The organism is Plantibacter sp. MDV22-iso1, assembly GCF_058408345.1.
This window is the reverse complement of sequence record NZ_JBZVDY010000005.1, coordinates 15,353-30,571: the sequence shown is the minus strand read 5'-3', so window position 1 is coordinate 30,571 and position 15,219 is coordinate 15,353. Positions and strand designations below refer to the sequence as shown.

Genomic DNA, 15,219 nt, shown 5'->3' with positions numbered 1-15,219 from the left:
GGAGGAACACCATGCGCATCGTCGTCATCGGCGGGACCGGCCACATCGGCACCTTCCTCGTCCCGCGACTCGTCCGGGCCGGCCACGAGGTCGTGAGCGTGAGCCGCGGCGATCGTTCGCCGTACACGGAGGTTCCCGAGTGGGACCAGGTCGAGCGGGTCCGGGCCGATCGGGAGGCCGAGGACCGGGACGGTGTCTTCGCACGACGCATCGCGGATCTCGGTCCGGACGTCGTCATCGATCTGGTCTGCTTCACGGTCGCCTCGGCGACGGCACTCGTCGAGGGGCTGCGCGGCAACACGGGCCAGCTGCTCCACTGCGGATCGATCTGGCGCTACGGTCCCAGCGCGTCCGTCCCCATCGTCGAGGGCGCCGGGACGGCGCCGTTCGGCGACTACGGTGTCCAGAAGGATCAGATCGCCCGACTGCTCCAGCAGGAGAGCGCCGACGGAGGACTGGTGACGACCTCCCTGCATCCCGGGCACATCGTCGGACCGGGGTGGGCGCCCATCAACCCGCTCGGCAACCTCGACCTCGGGGTCTGGCGGACCCTCGCACTCGGTTCACCGCTGCGCATCCCCGGACTCGGTGCCGAGCTGCTGCACCACGTGCACGCCGACGACGTCGCGCAGGCCTTCGAGCTCGCCGTCGCGAACCGGGATCGTGTCGCCGGCGAGGATCTCAACGTGACCTCGGCCGCCGCGGTGACCGTCCGGGGCTACGCCGAGGTCGTCGCCGGCTGGTTCGGACGCTCGGCCGCGCTCGAGTCGGTGACCTGGGAACATTTCCGAGCAGAGACACCGACGGAGCACGCCGACACCACCTGGGAGCACCTGGTGCGGAGCCATTGCGCGTCGATCGACAAGGCACGGTCGCTGCTCGGATACGAGCCCGCCTACACCTCGACGGAGGCGGTCCTCGAGTCCGTCCGTTCGCTCGTCGCCCGCGGGGAGTTGGACCTGCCCGAACCACGAGCAGCCCTGAACACGAGCCGCTGACGACGCGATCCTTCAGGGGGCCTGCAACGAGCTCCGGAGTCCGTGCGGTGCGTCGACCTTCGGACGCTGCAGGATCCCGCGGCGTCGGAGGATCGGCACGAGTTCGTCGAGCATGCGGTGCACCGTCACCGGGTGGAGGTCGCCCGAGAAGATGAACCCGTCGTTGTCCGCCTCACTGCCGGCGCGTTCGATGTGGTCGGCCACCTCAGCCGCCGTGCCGACGACACCGCTGCCGTCGGTGATCCGCCCGAGTCGTGCCTTCGGCACGAGCAGCTCCCGGAGCGTCGCCGCCGCGAAGGACTCGTGCTGGCCGCGCAACGCGTCGAGGCTGCCGCGCGACACGTGGTCGCCGAAGACGGCCGGGTCCACCGGTCGGTCGAGGTCGAGCGCGGTGAGGTCCGTCTCCAGGTCGCTCGACCACGCGAGTGCGACGGAGCGCAGGGTCTCATCGTCCGGCTGTTCCGAGGCGGCGACGAGACGGTCGGCCTCGGCACTGCTCGACACGATGACGGGCTTGAACACGAACAGGATCGCGGGAGGGGTGTCCCGACCGACGGCAGCCGACGCGTCGAGGACCCGCCTCCGGTACGCACGGAGGCTCGCGATGTCGAGCGGTGCGAGGGCGAGCTGGACGTCCGACTGTCGTCCGGTGAAGGCGAGCCCTCGCGGCGAGGAGCCCGGCGACACGATGACGGGCTCCCCACCGGAGTCCTCGTGGAAGGGCAGGGCGTTGAGCGGCCCGTCGAAGTCGTAGTGTGCGCCGCGATGCTCGACGCGGTCGAGGTGGCGGCCGTCGGCGAAGCGTCCGGAGGCGGTGTCGCCCACGTACGCGCCAGGTCGCCAGCTCCGCCAGAGCGCGCGCACGCCGTCCAGCCACTCCTCCGCCCGCTCATAGGCGATGTCGTGCGGCACGACCGGCTCGCCGAAGTGGCGGCTGCTGCCGACGTCGGTCACCACGTTCACCCCGAACCTCCCGCGACTGAGGTGCTGCAGGGTCGCGAACTGCCGCGCCGCCTGGTACGGCGGCAGTTGCAACGGGTTCACGGTCGGGATGATGCCGATGCGCTCCGTCACCGCGAAGAGGAACGGGGCGAGGCTCAGCGGGTCGTGCTTCGGCCCGCCGTAGGCGCCGCGGATGCGGAGGTCGAGCGTCTCGGAGTTCCCCAGCGAGAGGGCATCCTCGATGATCAGGAGGTCCAAGCCCGCCTGCTCGAGCTCGCGCACGGCCTGCTGGTAGAGCGCGGGCTCCTGCCAGCGGTAGTCCCAGTCGAGGTACGGATGTCCCCAACCGTGCGGACCGAACCCACGTGACAGGAACCAGCCGAAGCGTTGCCGGGCGCTCACGCGGCGACCGCCTCGTCCGCCGTGACGCTCGCGCCGGTGCTCGTCGACGGTTCCCGGACCGGGAGCGCGTCGAACGCCGAGGCGAGGTCCGCGATGAGGTCGGCGACGTCTTCGATGCCGACGGAGATCCGCACGAGTCCTTGGCCGATGCCGCTCGCCGCGAGCTGCTCGACCGAACGCTGGGCGTGCGTGGTCGAGGCCGGGTGGAGGATCAGCGACCGGACGTCGCCGAGGTTCGTCATCCGCGTGAACAGGCCGACGTGGTCGATGACCGTCCGCGCTGCGTCCCGTCCGCCGTGCAGGGTGAACGAGAACACCGATCCCTGTCCATCCGGCAGATACCGGTCCGCCAGGCCGCGGAACGGACTGTCGCTGAGCCCCGAGTAGTCGACCGAGGCCACTTCGGTCCGTCCCGCCAGCCACGTCGCGAGGGCGAGGGCGTTCTCGCTCTGCCGCTGGACGCGGAGTGACAGCGTCTCGATGCCCTGTGCGATGAGGAACGCGTTGAACGGCGACGGCGTCGGGCCGAGACGCAGCGCGACCGATGCCCGTGCGTAGGCGGCCAGCGCTGCACGCCCGCCCGCCTCGACGTGGCTGAGCCCGCCGAGCGCGGCGAGCGGCGAGGTGAGGTGTCGGTAGCGGTCTGCGCGAGCGGCCCAGTCGAACGTGCCACCGTCGACGACGACCCCTCCCAGCACGGTGCCATGGCCCGCCAGGAACTTGCTGGCCGAGTGGACGACGATGTCGGCGCCGTGCTCGATGGGACGCAGGAGGTAGGGCGTGGCGAAGGTGTTGTCGACGACGAGCGGGACCCCGTGCGCATGGGCGACGTCGGCGACGAGACGGAGATCCGTGAGGTCGTTGCGGGGGTTCGGAATGGACTCGACGAAGATCGCGCGCGTCTCGGGTCGGATGGCACGCTCCCAGGCGTCGGCGTCGAGCGGATCGGAGACCTCGCTCGTGGTGATCCCCAGCCGACCGAAGTTCTCCGTGAAGAGGCTGCGCGAGCCCTCGTACAGACTCGGCGCGGTGAGCAGGTGGTCGCCGGCCTCGAGCAGGGAGAGCAGGGCGACGCCGACGGCCGCCTGTCCGGAGCCGAGGAGCAGCGCGTCCACACCACCCTCCAGGGCGGCGAGACGGCGCTCGACGGCGTCGATCGTCGGATTGCCGACCCGGCTGTAGCTGTAGCCACCAGGGTCCGGGCCGAACCGCTGCTCCGCCTCGTCGAAGTCCGCGAACACGAACCCGGCACTCGCGTAGATCGGCAGAGCCCGCGGCTGGAGCGGCGCATCGGGTGCACCACCGGCGTGCAGCTGTCGGGTGCTGAAGCCCCCTCGATCCCGCTCGTGCATCGCCGCGTCCTCTCCGTCAGCTCGGCCGTCGTCGACGCCCCGGCGTCGGTGACAGGCACTCTACGGTCGGGATCGGGGCGGGCGCAGGTGACGACGACATGTGCGGACACAATCGGTCGGCGACGCAGCCGTCGGGAGAGGCCCCGTACCCTGGAGAGACGTCGGCCGCGGACACGGTGACCGGCGCCGACGGATCGGACGAGGGGGAACCGTGAAAGCACTCATCGCATCGGGGAGCGGCCGGTATGCGGATCCGTGGCACCCGTACGCGCGCACGAGCCCGCTCATCGCGGAGGTCCTGGAGACGGTCGGCTTCGCGGTCGAGATCGACGAGGACGTCGATCGTGCGATGACGCGACTCGAGGGCGTGGAGCTCCTGGTGGTCAACGCAGGCGACCCGTGGCGGTCCGAGGACCAGGGTCGAGCGCCCGCTGCCGCCATCGACGGCTTCGCGGAGGCACTCGGTCGGGGGATCGGTGTCCTCGCGATGCATGCGGCGCTCGCCTCACTCCGCGACTACCCGGACTGGGCGCCGACGATCGGGGCGCTCTGGCTGCCCGGCGTGTCCTGGCATCCGCCGATGGGCCCGACCGTCGTCCGCGGCCTGGCATCGCCCGACGGCGGAGCGCTCGGCGACATCCCCGTGGACGACGAACAGTACCTGCGGCTGCAACCCGTCGGTCGGAGCACCACCGTCGCCGAGCACGACGTCGACGGCGAGCGGTTCCCCGCAGTGTGGGTCCGCGAGGTGGGGCCCTCGCGCGTCGCCGTCGACGCACTCGGACACGACGAGCGGTCCTACGCCTCGGCTGAGCACCGTGCACTGCTCGCGACGCTGGCACGGTGGGTGGCCCGGGCGCCGTCTGCGTGATCCGTCACGGATCCTCGATCGGCTTCGTCTGTGTCGCGACCCTCGTCGGCGCAAGCCCCCGTCGAACGGGAGTCGCCTCCCGCGACCGGGTCTATGCTCCTGTTCGGGGCTGCGAGCGACCATGATGGCCGGATGCGGCCCTCGTCAGGAATCGGAACCTCGAGAAAGCCGCACCACGTGTCACAGGACCTCATGTCACCCGAGAACAACGTCCAGCGCATCATGCGCACCGGAACCGTCTGGTTCGGCGTCGCGGTCGGGAGCACCGCGATCGTCCTCGGGCTCCTCCTCAGCTCAGGCTGGAGGCCGGCCGTCCTCGCCGAGGGACTCCGCGTGGTGTGGTGGTGCTGCTCGGTCATCGTGGGCTTGAGCATCGGCCTACTCGGCTGGTCCGGGTGTCCGATCCTGGAGGTGGACGTCCCGACGGCGTCCCGCAACAAGTCGCTGACCATGCAGCTCGGAACGATGCTCTTCATCCTCGGGAGCATCGGCGCCATGTTCACCGTGTTGGCCGGATCGCCGAGCTGACACCCACTTCGCGGGCACGTCCAGCTCCTGCAGCGGCATCGCGTCGGAACGGCGTCGTAGAGTCGATGCATGGCCCGATCCTCAGCACCGCTCCGCAGACTCGGCTTCCTCACGATGGGCCTGTTCGACCCCGATGAGCCGGCGGCCGGGCACGAGGCGACCCTGCAGCTCATCGAACTCGGTGAACGCCTGGGATTCGACAGCGCCTGGTTGCGGCACCGGCACCTGCAGTTCGGCATCTCCTCACCGGTCGCCGTCCTCGCAGCGGCGACGCAGCGCACGAAGCGCATCGCACTCGGCACCGCGGTCACACCGCTCGGCGCGGAGAACCCCTTCCGGCTCGCGGAGGACCTGGGCACGGTCGACGTCCTCTCGGGAGGCAGGCTGCTTCCCGGCTTCAGCACCGGGGAGCCGATGCGGTTCGACGCGTTCAAGCACGCGATCTATCCGTCGACGCTCGACCAGGAGGACCTCGGCTACGACCGCGTCCTGCGCCTCCGCTCCTTCATCCGCGGTGACGTCGTCAGTGACAGCGCCGGTCGTGAGGGCCAGGAGGACTACTCCTCACGGGTCGAGCCGCATGCCGACGGTCTGGCGGAGCGGCTCTGGTACGGAGCCGGCAGCCTGCGGTCGGCGGGTTGGGCCGGCGAGCAGTCCTTCAACCTGCTCACGAGCAGCGTCATCGCCGCCGAGGACGGCACGACGGACTTCGCCGCGAACCAGGCCGCCCAGGTCCGTCGGTTCCGAGAACTCCACCCGGCGGGGGAGCGGGCCCGCGTGTCGCAGGGGCTCGTGGTCATCCCGACGGACTCCGCGACGGCGTCCCAGCGAGCCCGGTACCAGGAGTACGTCGACTCGAGACGGCACCGCGTCGGCGTCGCCCATGGGCCGCGGCGGATGCTCTTCGCGGAGGACCTCGTCGGCAGCAGTGCGGAGATCGCTGAGCGACTGCACGAGCACGCCGGCTTCCAGGAGGTCGACGAGGTCGCCTTCGCCCTCCCGTTCACACTCGAACCGGACGACTACACGCAACTACTCACCGACATCGCCGGCGCGCTCGGGCCCGCCCTCGGCTGGCGACCGGCCGCAGACGGAGAGTCCCGTCCCGCCTGAGCGGGCCAGTCGGAGACGCCTTCCGGTCGCGCGTACAGTGCAGGTATGACGCAGCACGGGTTCAGACGGTACGTGGCCATCGGCGACAGCTTCAGTGAGGGCTACGGGGATCTCCGGGAGGACGGCACCCTCCGCGGGTGGGCGGACTTCGTGGCCCTCGGCCTCGCCCGGGCGTCCACGGAGACCGTCAGCTACGCGAACCTCGCCATCCGCGGGAGGAAGCTCGTCCCGATCCTCGACGAACAACTGGACCGTGCGATCGAGATGGGTCCGGACCTCGTCAGCTTCAACGGCGGCGGCAACGACATCATGCGCCCGCGGGTGTCGATCGACGGCGTCGCCGACCGCCTGGACGGTGCGGTCGATCGTCTGCGCGCCGGGGGAGCCCACGTGCTGCTGTTGAGCGGCGCGAACCCTTCCGCCCACATCCCGATGGGTTCGCTCCTCGCCCGCCGCGGCGAGCAGCTGGCCCAGGCCGTGCGGGTGCGGTATCCGCGTGACGGGGTGACCTTCGTCGACAACTGGGCTGACCGGATGCTCGCCGACCTCAGGTACTGGTCGGTGGACCGCTTGCACCTCAACGCCCTCGGCCATGCACGGGTGGCGGGCAACGTGCTGACGGCGCTCGACGTGCCGGTCCCGGAGGAGTGGGGGATCGACGACGTCGCTGCTGCCCCGCCCGGTCCGCGTCAACGTCGCACCGCGGCCTACTACCGGGAACATGTGCTCCCGTGGATCGGGCGCCGTCTGACCGGTCGGTCCTCGGGCGACGGTCGCGAACCGAAGATCGCCCAGCTGCGACCGGTCGACACCCGCGGCTGACCGTCAGCCGACGCGGACGAGCGTCCGCTGCCAACCGGAGGATCCGTTCGGAGCGATCGGCGCCTGCTTCTCGATCTGGAGGTTCCCGGCCTTGTCGGTCGCGCGGACGGCGACGTAGTGCGTGCCGGCCGTCGCCTCCCAGTCCATCCACCACTGCACCCAGGTGTCGTCGTTGATGGCGGTCGTGAGATTGACGCTCTGCCAGTCGCCGTTGTCGATGCTGACCTCGACCTTGGCGATCCCGACGGTCTGCGCCCAGGCGACACCTGCGATCTTCGCCGGGCCCGCCGGAACCTGCTTGTCGATCCGGGGTGTGTCGATCCGCGAGGAGAGTTTGATGGGCGCCTTCGCGTCGTAGCCGCGCGGGGTCCAGTAGGCCTCGTCCTTGTCGAACGTCGTGACCGTCAGCTTCGTCAGCCACTTCGTCGCCGACACGTAGCCGTAGAGGCCCGGGACGACCATGCGCACGGGGAAACCGTGCTCGAGCGGCAGCGGCTCGCCGTTCATCGCCACGGCGAGGATCGCGTCCAGGTTCGGGTCGGTGAGTGACTCGAGCGGCGTGCTCGCCGTGAACCCGTCGACGCTCGTGGACAGGACCATGTCGGCCTTCGAGTCCGGCATCGCCCGCTTGAGGACGTCGCGCACAGGGATACCGAGCCACTTCGCGTTGCCCAGGAGGTTACCGCCCACCTCGTTCGAGACGCAGGTCATGGTGATGACGTATTCGTCGAGACCCATGGCGAGGAGTTCCTCGAACGTGATCTGCACCTGCTCACCGACCATGCCGTCGATCGTGAGCGTCCAGGTGGCCGGATCGACCGTCGGCACGGTCAGCGCGGTGTCGACGCGGTAGAACTTGTCGTTCGGCGTGAAGAGCGGGCTGAGGCCGTCGACGTCCGCCTCGGCTCCGTCGGGGATCGTGACGGTCGACTTCGGCGCCGGGAGCTTGAGGGCGTCGCGGACGGCCGTGATCGACGAGGTGGTGACGTTGACGAGGCGTGCGCCCACGCCGACGACGACAGCACCGGCCGCCGCGATGCCGACCACGCGGAAGAAGCCTCGACGGTCGAACGCCGCGCGCTCGTCGTCCGAACCGTTCGCGGCGCGCTTCGGCAGGCGACGGCTCAGGAGGATGAGGATCACGACGCCCGCCGCGAGACCGAGGATCACCGGGACGACGGCGAGCGGGGTGGCACCGGCGCGGGTGACGGTCGTCGCTCCGGCGAAGACGCCGGCCGCGAACAGGACCACGACACCGAGCGGTGGACGGATCTGCTGCAGGACCCCGGCGATCGCCGCGGCGATCACGACGGCGACCCCGAGGCTCACGAGGAGGAAGATCTTGTCGTTGCTGCCGAACGTCTCGATCGCGAACTCCTTCGCCCACCGCGGGACGATGTCGATCACGAACGATCCGACGGTGAGGAGGGGGCTGCTGCCGCGGGCGAACAACAGCGCCGCCAGCTCGGCGATCGCGAGGAACACCGCTGCTGCGACGATCCCGGACAGTGCTGCCGCGAACCAGACGAGACGTCGTCCGCCCCGTGTGGTGCCGGTCTGGTGCTTCGATGGCATGTGCTACTCCCTGATCGTGGCTCGACAGGAGTTCGGAGCACTGCCCGGATCAGACGGGTCGGATCCGCCGTCCGCCCGTCGTGTCGGCTGTCAGGCCGTCGAGACGGCCAGCCGCAGTCCCGTCTCGGACGCCGACCGGAGGGCCTCTGCGAACTCCTGTTCGCTCCGTTCGCGCTGAGCTGCGAGCGCCGGGTCACGGTCGGCGAGGGTCAGACTCGTCGTGATGACGTGGACGTCCATGCCGAGGGCGCCGCCGAACAACGTCCGCAGCGCCGGCACCTCGTGATCCCAACCCTCGGTCGGGCTGCCCGTGTCGTAGGCGATCCCGCGGCTGGTGGCGATGACGACCGGCCGGCCGGTGAGCGCTCCCGTGTCCGCGGAGGTGACGCCCGGCACGTGGATGTGGTCGATCCACGCTTTGAGCGACGACGGGATCGAGAAGTTGTACAGCGGCGCACCGATCACGACGATGTCGGCGCCGAGCAGCTCGTCGAGCAGGACGCGCTGGAGCGTCTCGGCCTCGGCGGGCGGGTTCGCACCGGGGCGGCGGTCGGCCGGCGCCCAGTGGAGACTCGCGTCGGCGAGGTGGGGGACCGGATCGCGGTGCAGGTCGCGACGGACGACGACGCCGGTGGGGTCGGCGTTCGACCAGGCGTCCACGACGGCCTGCGAGAGCCGGCGGGACCGGGAGGTGTCGAGATCGGCGGAGGAGTCGAGGTGCAGGAGCGTGGGCATGCGGCAACGCTAGCAAGCCGGGTCCCGTCCGCTTCCTTGCGGCACGCACTGGTGGCGGTTACCGTCGCAGGATGGTCGACGCCCCAGCCCCAGCCACCTCCGCCCGCCCGGACGCACGCGTCCTCGACGAGACCGACCCGCTCGCGGAACACCGCGCGGCGTTCCTCCCGGCCGAGGGCGTCGTCGCCTACCTGGACGGGAACTCCCTGGGGCGGCCGTTGCGGGCCACGGCGGAGCGGCTGCAGTCGTTCATCGCGGAGGAGTGGGGGACGAGGCTCATCCGGTCGTGGGACGACCGCTGGTTCGAGCTGCCGCTGACGCTCGGCGACCGCCTGGGATCGGTCGTGCTCGGTGCCGCACCCGGCCAGACGGTCGTCGCCGACTCGACGACCGTGCTGCTGTACAAGCTGATCCGCGCGGCGGTCGACGTGACGTCGTCTGCCGGAGGAACCGCTCCGCGCGACGAGCTCGTGATCGATGCGGAGAACTTCCCGACGGACCGCTTCGTGATCGAGGGGGTCGCCGCTGAACGCGGTCTGCGTGTGCGATGGATCGACGCCGACCCGGTCCACGGTGTCGCCGCGCACCAGTTGCGCGAGGTGGTCCACGAGCGGACCGCTCTCGTCGTGCTCAGCCAGGTCGACTACCGGTCCGGAGCGCTGCTCGACGTCGAGGAGCTGACCGCGATCGCGCATCAGGCGGGAGCACTCGTGCTCTGGGACCTGTGCCACTCCGCCGGTGCGGTCCCGATCGAGCTCGACGGGTGGGGCGTGGACCTCGCGGTGGGCTGCTCCTACAAGTACCTCGGTGGCGGGCCCGGTGCTCCGGCGTTCGCCTACGTCGCGGCACGCCATCAGGACCGGCTCCTCCAGCCCATCCAGGGGTGGATGGGCGCCGCCGACGTCTTCGCCATGGCCGACACCTATCAGCCGGCCGTCGGGATGCGCCGGTTCCTCAGCGGGACGCCACCGATCGTGGGCATGCTGCCGCTCGAGGACTCGCTGACGCTCATCGAGTCCGCCGGGGTCGCCGCCATCCGGGAGAAGTCCGAGGCCCTCACCACGTTCGCCATCTCCTGGGCCGACGAGCACCTCGCAGGCTCCGGTGTCAGGGTGATGACCCCTCGTGACCCGGCGCGTCGCGGTGGTCATGTGACGCTCGGTCACCCGTCGTTCCGCGAGATCACCCCGCTGCTCTGGAATGCGGGTGTGATCCCCGACTTCCGGCACCCGGACGGTCTTCGCATCGGGGTCGCCCCCTTGAGCTCCGGCTTCGCCGAGCTCGAACTCGGGCTGATCCGGATCGCCGAGGCCGTCCACCGGTGGACGGCCTCACCCGGCTCCACCCCGCCCGGCTGACGTCCGTCGTAGGCTTGGCGGCATGCCCGCTGCCTCTGGAACCCAGTACCGTCTCCACCACGCCGGTCCGCAGGGCGAGGTCCGAGCGACGATCACCGAACTCGCCGCCGGACTCCGCGAGCTGACGGTCGGCGGACGCACCCTCGTGCAGTCCTTCGGTGAGGACGTCGTCGCCCCGATGGGGTGCGGGATGGTGCTCGTGCCGTGGCCCAACCGCGTCCGCGATGCCCGGTGGACGCTCGACGGTGAACCGCAGCAGCTCGACGTCACCGAGGCGGCGACCGGGAACGCCTCCCATGGTCTGCTGCGCAACACGGGGTACCGGGCGGGGGATCACGCCGATCACGCGGTGACCCTGCTCGCCTCGGTGTTCCCGCAGCACGGCTACCCGTTCCGCCTCGACACCTCGGTCGCCTACACGTTGGACGACGACGGCCTGCGGGTGACCCACACGATCGTGAACCGGTCGAGTCGCCCCGCGCCGGTCGCCGTCGGTGCTCACCCCTACCTGGCGCTCGGCGACGTACCGACCGCCGACCTCACCGTGACGGTGGCCGCCGACACCTGGTTCGAGACGGACGAGCAGCGCATCCCGGTCGCCTCCCGTCCCGTCGACGGGACCCCGTACGATCTGCGCTCGGGTGCTCGCGTGGGCGACCTCTCGATCGACGTCGGCCTGGGTTCGGTCCAGCAGGTCGACGGTGCCGTCCGACACCGTCTCACCGCACCCGACGGCGACACCGTCGAACTCTGGGCGGACGACGACTTCCGGTTCGTCCAGGTCTACACGCCGAAGAACTTCCCGGCGGCAGACGGACCGACGCAGGCCATCGCCATCGAGCCCATGACGGCCCCCGCCGATGCGCTGAACAGCGGGACCGGACTCCGATGGTTGGAGCCCGACGAGCGGTGGTCGCTGTCCTGGGGGATCCGACTCACGCAGGTGTGACCGGCACGCCGTTCGGCGGACGATCGACCGTCCCACGGGCGGAGGAGGATCAGCTCACAGGATGACGCCGCGGGGACGATGATCGCCCTGGCGTCCGATGTGCCGCCCCCGGGTGTCGACGGACACTTGTGGCATGACCACGCACCTGGACACCAGCCCGAACCTCTTCACCCTGTCCACGCCCCGGGTTGCACAGACCGAGCGGCTGCAGGTGGCGCGGCCGACGGCTCGACCGCGCGGACGGTTCGGGGCGTTCGTGGGCGTCCTCCTGGGGAACATCGTCCTCTGGAGCACGCTCTTCATCACGATCGGTGTCGTGCTCGCACTGCAGCTCGGCATCGTCGGCGTCATCGCCGCGTCGCTGTTGCGCTGAGCGCGACCCCGTCGTCAGGCACCTGAATCGGCGAGACCCGTTCCGGAATCGTCCGCGGCGTCCTCGGCGGGCGCGTCGTCATCCAGCGCCTCGTCCTCGACCACGGCGTCCGGGAGCCCCGGCAGCATGGCCGCCGCGCCCTCGTCACGAATGCCTTCGGCCGCCCCGAAATCAGACATGATGCTTCCTCTCGATCGTCGTGCCCGCCAGGGTAACCGGCGGACACGACGATCGACAGCCCTTGCGGGCGGGAGCTTCGTCAGTCGACGATCGACACCGTCACGTCGATGTTGCCGCGCGTGGCGTTCGAGTAGGGGCACACCTGGTGCGCCTGGTCGGCCAGCTGCTGGGCTTCATCGTGCGTCACGTTCGGCACGTAGACGTCGAGCTCGACGGCCAGGCCGAAGCCGCCCTCACCGTTCGATCCGATGCCGACGCTGGCCGACACCTCGGCGTCCTTCGTGTCGAGCTTCGCGGTACGCCCGACGGCGTGGAGGGCGCTGAGGAAGCACGCGGCGAAGCCGGCGGCGAACAACTGCTCGGGGTTGGTGCCCTCGCCGCTGCCGCCGAGTTCCTTCGGGGGACGGGTGTCGAAGTCGAGGAGGTCGTCCTCACTGCGGACGTGTCCGTCTCGTCCGCCTCCGGTGGCATGGGCAACTGCTGTGTACGCGATATCCATTGCTCCATCCTTGCACCGTCGTGCGTGCCCGGTGCACCTTCTCCGGGACCTCTCGGCAGGAGTTCAGTGCAGCGTGGATCGAGCCGCGTCGACCACCGCCGTCGTGACGAGCTCGAGCAGTCGGGAGTGGAGTCGCCACTGCTGCCAGAACAAGGGGACGTCGACGCCGCCCGTTTCGTCGAGCACGACGAGATCGCCCCTGCGCAGCGGCGCGTCGGACTGCGCGTCCGGGAGCATGCCCCAGCCGAGACCGAGGCCGACGGCGGTCGCGAAGTCCGCCGAGGCCGGAACATGGTGCCGCGGCGGGTCGGCGGGGTCGACGCCACGTCGTCGGAGGTAGGCGTCCTGGAGATCGTCCTTCCGGTCGAACACGACGACGGGCGCTGCGGTGAGCGCCTGAGCGGTCGCCCCGTCCTCGAACCAGCGCGCCGCGAACGAGGGTGAGGCCATCGGCCGGTATCGCATCCGGCCGAGAGGCCGCACCGTGCACCCCTGGACCGGTTCGGCGTTCGACGTGACCGCGGCCATGACGCTGCCCGCACGGAGGAGGTCCGTCGAATGGTCCTGGTCCTCGCGAGCGAGGTCGAAGACGACCGACTCCCGTGCGGCGACGTCCGCCAGCACGGGCAGCAGCCAGGTGGCGAGGGAGTCGGCGTTCACGACGATCGGGATCACCGCCGGGGTGGCCGGCGTGAGCGCGTCGTCGGCGTGCAACTCGAGCGCCGCGTCGTGACCGAGCAGGTGCACCGCGCGGCCGAGGCGGAGCACGATCTCACCTGACGCCGTGATGGTGATCGGTTTGGTCCGGAGCAGGAGGACCCGTCCGACGCTCTGCTCGAGGGCCTTGATGCGTTGGCTGATCGCCGACGGCGTGACCATCAGCTCCCGGGCGGCCGACTCGAAGGTGCCGTGGTCGACGGCGGCGACGAAGGCCCGCAGTTGCTCGAAATGGAAATCCATCATAAGAGGATCTTACGATTCATCAGAATATTGAACTGGCTTCATCATGCTGCGCCTCCTACGGTCGGAGGATGACCTCCGCACTGCAGGCCGCGATCGCGGGCCTCGGCCTCGGCCTCTCCCTCATCGTGGCCATCGGCGCACAGAACGCCTTCGTCCTCCGGCAGGGCATCCGGCGCGAGCATGTCCTTCCCGTGGTGCTGGTCTGCGCACTCTCCGACGCGGTGCTCATCATCGCCGGTGTCAGCGGCATCGGCTTCGTCGTGGAGCGGTTCCCCGTGGTCCTCGTCGTCCTCCGTTGGGCCGGGGCCGCCTTCCTGCTCGGCTACGGCCTGCTGGCCGCACGCCGTGCACTCGCCCCGTCCGGTCTCGCCGCCGACCGTGGTGGCAACAGCCTCTCGCTCAGGGCGGCGGTACTCACCGTCATCGGCCTCACCTGGCTGAACCCCCACGTGTACCTCGACACCGTGCTCCTCCTCGGCTCGATCGCGAACACCCACGGGGAGCTGGGGCGGTGGTGGTTCGCCGCCGGCGCGGTCCTCGGGAGCATCCTGTGGTTCACCGCGCTGGGGTACGGCGCGCGACTGCTCCGCGGGGTCTTCGCGAAGCCCGTGGCCTGGCGCATCCTCGACGTCGCGATCGCGGTCGTCATGATCGCCCTCGCGATCATGCTCGTCCTGCGCCCCTGAGCGTGCTCGAGGGTGCCTGGTTAGGATTGCCGGGTGATGAGAACCCTGCGTGAGGTCAACACGGTCGTAGAGCGCCTCTGGCCACTGTCCGGAGCCGAGGACTGGGATGCCCCGGGGCTCCTCGTCGGCGACCCGGACCAGCCGGTCGGGCATGTGCTCCTGGCCGTCGACGCGGTCGGCGTGACCGTCGACGAGGTGCTCGAGCGCCCCGACGGTCTGCTGCTGGTCCACCACCCGCTGCTGATGCGCGGTGTCACGACCGTGGCGGGTGACCGGTACAAGGGGTCGCTCATCACACGCCTGATCCGTGGCGGCGCCGCACTCATCGCCGCCCACACCAACGCCGACGTCGTCGTCGACGGGACCTCGGACGTCCTCGCCCGACGTCTCGGCCTCCACGACCCGGCTCCGATCGTCCCTGCCGCCGCCGGCCTGACCGGGCTGGGTCGGGTCGGCGACCTCCCGGAGGAGACGACGCTCGGCGCGATCGCGCGTGCCCTCGCCGAGATCCTGCCGGCGACCGCCACCGGGGTCCGTGCCTCCGGCGACTACGACCAGGCCGTCCGGAGGATCGCGCTCTGCGGGGGAGCGGGGGATTCGCTCCTGTCCCACCCCGCGGTCCGCGCGGCCGACGTGTACATCACGGCCGACCTCCGCCACCACCCGGCGTCCGAGGCCCGGGAACAGGCACTCCTCGGCGGCGGGCCGGCCCTCGTCGACGTCTCCCACTGGGCGAGCGAGTGGCTGTGGCTCGAGGGGGCCGCCGACGCGCTCCGACGAGAGCTCCCGGGACTCGACGTCCGGGTCAGCGAGCTGCGTACCGACCCGTGGGACTTCGTCGTCACCCAGTAGTCGGCGCGGCCGGTAGGGTGA

Annotated in this window: 17 protein-coding genes; 10 read left to right on the top strand and 7 right to left on the bottom strand. The window is 70.5% G+C overall.

Annotation, left to right across the window (positions count from 1 at the left end; genetic code table 11):
• Window positions 1-11: 11 nt before the first annotated feature.
• Window positions 12-998, top strand: coding sequence for an NAD-dependent epimerase/dehydratase family protein (locus AC4PMY_RS18885; protein WP_491623387.1), 987 nt, complete (start codon window positions 12-14; stop codon window positions 996-998).
• 12 nt (window positions 999-1,010) lie between these two features.
• On the opposite strand, the gene AC4PMY_RS18880 is transcribed toward AC4PMY_RS18885, so the two are convergent.
• Window positions 1,011-2,342, bottom strand: coding sequence for an LLM class flavin-dependent oxidoreductase (locus tag AC4PMY_RS18880; protein WP_491623386.1), 1,332 nt, complete (start codon window positions 2,340-2,342; stop codon window positions 1,011-1,013).
• Window positions 2,339-3,694, bottom strand: coding sequence for an O-acetylhomoserine aminocarboxypropyltransferase/cysteine synthase family protein (locus AC4PMY_RS18875; protein ID WP_491623385.1), 1,356 nt, complete (start codon window positions 3,692-3,694; stop codon window positions 2,339-2,341). The genes AC4PMY_RS18880 and AC4PMY_RS18875 overlap by 4 nt, the downstream gene beginning before the upstream one ends.
• A 211-nt stretch (window positions 3,695-3,905) precedes the next feature.
• Between AC4PMY_RS18875 and AC4PMY_RS18870 the strand changes: the two genes are divergently transcribed.
• The 4 genes from AC4PMY_RS18870 (at window position 3,906) to AC4PMY_RS18855 (ending at window position 7,028) form a co-directional block, all read left to right on the top strand.
• Window positions 3,906-4,565 carry a ThuA domain-containing protein gene (locus tag AC4PMY_RS18870; protein WP_231884250.1) on the top strand — a complete coding sequence of 220 codons (660 nt, stop codon included), beginning with the start codon at window positions 3,906-3,908 and terminating at the stop codon, window positions 4,563-4,565.
• Between the two features lie 177 nt (window positions 4,566-4,742).
• Window positions 4,743-5,093, top strand: a complete 351-nt coding sequence (locus tag AC4PMY_RS18865) for a hypothetical protein (RefSeq protein ID WP_064293749.1) — start codon at window positions 4,743-4,745, stop codon at window positions 5,091-5,093.
• 69 nt (window positions 5,094-5,162) lie between these two features.
• Window positions 5,163-6,206, top strand: a complete 1,044-nt coding sequence (locus AC4PMY_RS18860; protein ID WP_064293750.1) for an LLM class flavin-dependent oxidoreductase — start codon at window positions 5,163-5,165, stop codon at window positions 6,204-6,206.
• Window positions 6,207-6,251: 45 nt separating this feature from the next.
• Complete coding sequence (locus AC4PMY_RS18855; RefSeq protein ID WP_064293751.1) at window positions 6,252-7,028, top strand: SGNH/GDSL hydrolase family protein; 777 nt, start codon at window positions 6,252-6,254, stop codon at window positions 7,026-7,028.
• Window positions 7,029-7,031: 3 nt separating this feature from the next.
• Here AC4PMY_RS18855 and AC4PMY_RS18850 read toward each other — a convergent pair whose 3' ends face one another.
• Together AC4PMY_RS18850 and AC4PMY_RS18845 are read right to left on the bottom strand one after the other, a co-directional pair.
• Window positions 7,032-8,603, bottom strand: coding sequence for a molybdopterin-dependent oxidoreductase (locus AC4PMY_RS18850; RefSeq protein ID WP_491623384.1), 1,572 nt, complete (start codon window positions 8,601-8,603; stop codon window positions 7,032-7,034).
• Window positions 8,604-8,693: 90 nt separating this feature from the next.
• The gene (locus tag AC4PMY_RS18845) at window positions 8,694-9,338 is read right to left on the bottom strand and encodes an FMN-dependent NADH-azoreductase (RefSeq protein WP_064293753.1); all 645 of its coding nucleotides are present in this window, start codon (window positions 9,336-9,338) and stop codon (window positions 8,694-8,696) included.
• A gap of 71 nt (window positions 9,339-9,409) precedes the next feature.
• On the opposite strand from AC4PMY_RS18845, the gene AC4PMY_RS18840 reads away from it, so the two are divergent.
• The 3 genes from AC4PMY_RS18840 (at window position 9,410) to AC4PMY_RS18830 (ending at window position 12,018) form a co-directional block, all read left to right on the top strand.
• Window positions 9,410-10,696 (top strand): kynureninase, encoded by a 1,287-nt coding sequence (locus AC4PMY_RS18840; protein WP_079002448.1) that lies wholly within the window; start codon window positions 9,410-9,412, stop codon window positions 10,694-10,696.
• A gap of 22 nt (window positions 10,697-10,718) precedes the next feature.
• Window positions 10,719-11,645: an aldose 1-epimerase family protein gene (locus tag AC4PMY_RS18835; protein WP_064293755.1), complete on the top strand. Its 927-nt coding sequence runs from the start codon at window positions 10,719-10,721 to the stop codon at window positions 11,643-11,645.
• A 133-nt stretch (window positions 11,646-11,778) separates the two neighbouring features.
• Window positions 11,779-12,018: a hypothetical protein gene (locus AC4PMY_RS18830; RefSeq protein ID WP_064293756.1), complete on the top strand. Its 240-nt coding sequence runs from the start codon at window positions 11,779-11,781 to the stop codon at window positions 12,016-12,018.
• Window positions 12,019-12,032: 14 nt separating this feature from the next.
• Here the strand turns inward: AC4PMY_RS18830 and AC4PMY_RS18825 are convergent, their stop codons facing one another.
• From AC4PMY_RS18825 to AC4PMY_RS18815, 3 genes are all read right to left on the bottom strand, one after another.
• Window positions 12,033-12,197, bottom strand: a complete 165-nt coding sequence (locus tag AC4PMY_RS18825) for a hypothetical protein (protein ID WP_157583275.1) — start codon at window positions 12,195-12,197, stop codon at window positions 12,033-12,035.
• An 80-nt stretch (window positions 12,198-12,277) separates the two neighbouring features.
• Window positions 12,278-12,697 (bottom strand): organic hydroperoxide resistance protein, encoded by a 420-nt coding sequence (locus AC4PMY_RS18820; RefSeq protein WP_064293757.1) that lies wholly within the window; start codon window positions 12,695-12,697, stop codon window positions 12,278-12,280.
• 63 nt (window positions 12,698-12,760) lie between these two features.
• Entirely contained in the window at window positions 12,761-13,660 is a 900-nt protein-coding gene (locus AC4PMY_RS18815) for a LysR family transcriptional regulator ArgP (protein ID WP_064293758.1), read from the bottom strand.
• 68 nt (window positions 13,661-13,728) lie between these two features.
• On the opposite strand from AC4PMY_RS18815, the gene AC4PMY_RS18810 reads away from it, so the two are divergent.
• Window positions 13,729-14,346: a LysE/ArgO family amino acid transporter gene (locus tag AC4PMY_RS18810; RefSeq protein WP_064293759.1), complete on the top strand. Its 618-nt coding sequence runs from the start codon at window positions 13,729-13,731 to the stop codon at window positions 14,344-14,346.
• Between the two features lie 36 nt (window positions 14,347-14,382).
• Window positions 14,383-15,198 carry a Nif3-like dinuclear metal center hexameric protein gene (locus tag AC4PMY_RS18805; RefSeq protein ID WP_491623403.1) on the top strand — a complete coding sequence of 272 codons (816 nt, stop codon included), beginning with the start codon at window positions 14,383-14,385 and terminating at the stop codon, window positions 15,196-15,198.
• Window positions 15,199-15,219: the final 21 nt, after the last annotated feature.

What these genes read in the sequence shown, in the direction of transcription:
- AC4PMY_RS18810 (WP_064293759.1), top strand. Translation starts at nt 13,729, where the DNA reads ATGACCTCCGCACTGCAGGCCGCGATCGCGGGCCTCGGCCTCGGCCTC.
- AC4PMY_RS18830 (WP_064293756.1), top strand. Translation starts at nt 11,779, where the DNA reads ATGACCACGCACCTGGACACCAGCCCGAACCTCTTCACCCTGTCCACG.
- AC4PMY_RS18835 (WP_064293755.1), top strand. Translation starts at nt 10,719, where the DNA reads ATGCCCGCTGCCTCTGGAACCCAGTACCGTCTCCACCACGCCGGTCCG.
- AC4PMY_RS18815 (WP_064293758.1), bottom strand. Translation starts at nt 13,660, where the DNA reads ATGATGGATTTCCATTTCGAGCAACTGCGGGCCTTCGTCGCCGCCGTC.
- AC4PMY_RS18845 (WP_064293753.1), bottom strand. Translation starts at nt 9,338, where the DNA reads ATGCCCACGCTCCTGCACCTCGACTCCTCCGCCGATCTCGACACCTCC.
- AC4PMY_RS18825 (WP_157583275.1), bottom strand. Translation starts at nt 12,197, where the DNA reads ATGTCTGATTTCGGGGCGGCCGAAGGCATTCGTGACGAGGGCGCGGCG.
- AC4PMY_RS18805 (WP_491623403.1), top strand. Translation starts at nt 14,383, where the DNA reads ATGAGAACCCTGCGTGAGGTCAACACGGTCGTAGAGCGCCTCTGGCCA.
- AC4PMY_RS18860 (WP_064293750.1), top strand. Translation starts at nt 5,163, where the DNA reads ATGGCCCGATCCTCAGCACCGCTCCGCAGACTCGGCTTCCTCACGATG.
- AC4PMY_RS18875 (WP_491623385.1), bottom strand. Translation starts at nt 3,694, where the DNA reads ATGCACGAGCGGGATCGAGGGGGCTTCAGCACCCGACAGCTGCACGCC.
- AC4PMY_RS18855 (WP_064293751.1), top strand. Translation starts at nt 6,252, where the DNA reads ATGACGCAGCACGGGTTCAGACGGTACGTGGCCATCGGCGACAGCTTC.
- AC4PMY_RS18850 (WP_491623384.1), bottom strand. Translation starts at nt 8,603, where the DNA reads ATGCCATCGAAGCACCAGACCGGCACCACACGGGGCGGACGACGTCTC.
- AC4PMY_RS18885 (WP_491623387.1), top strand. Translation starts at nt 12, where the DNA reads ATGCGCATCGTCGTCATCGGCGGGACCGGCCACATCGGCACCTTCCTC.
- AC4PMY_RS18820 (WP_064293757.1), bottom strand. Translation starts at nt 12,697, where the DNA reads ATGGATATCGCGTACACAGCAGTTGCCCATGCCACCGGAGGCGGACGA.
- AC4PMY_RS18840 (WP_079002448.1), top strand. Translation starts at nt 9,410, where the DNA reads ATGGTCGACGCCCCAGCCCCAGCCACCTCCGCCCGCCCGGACGCACGC.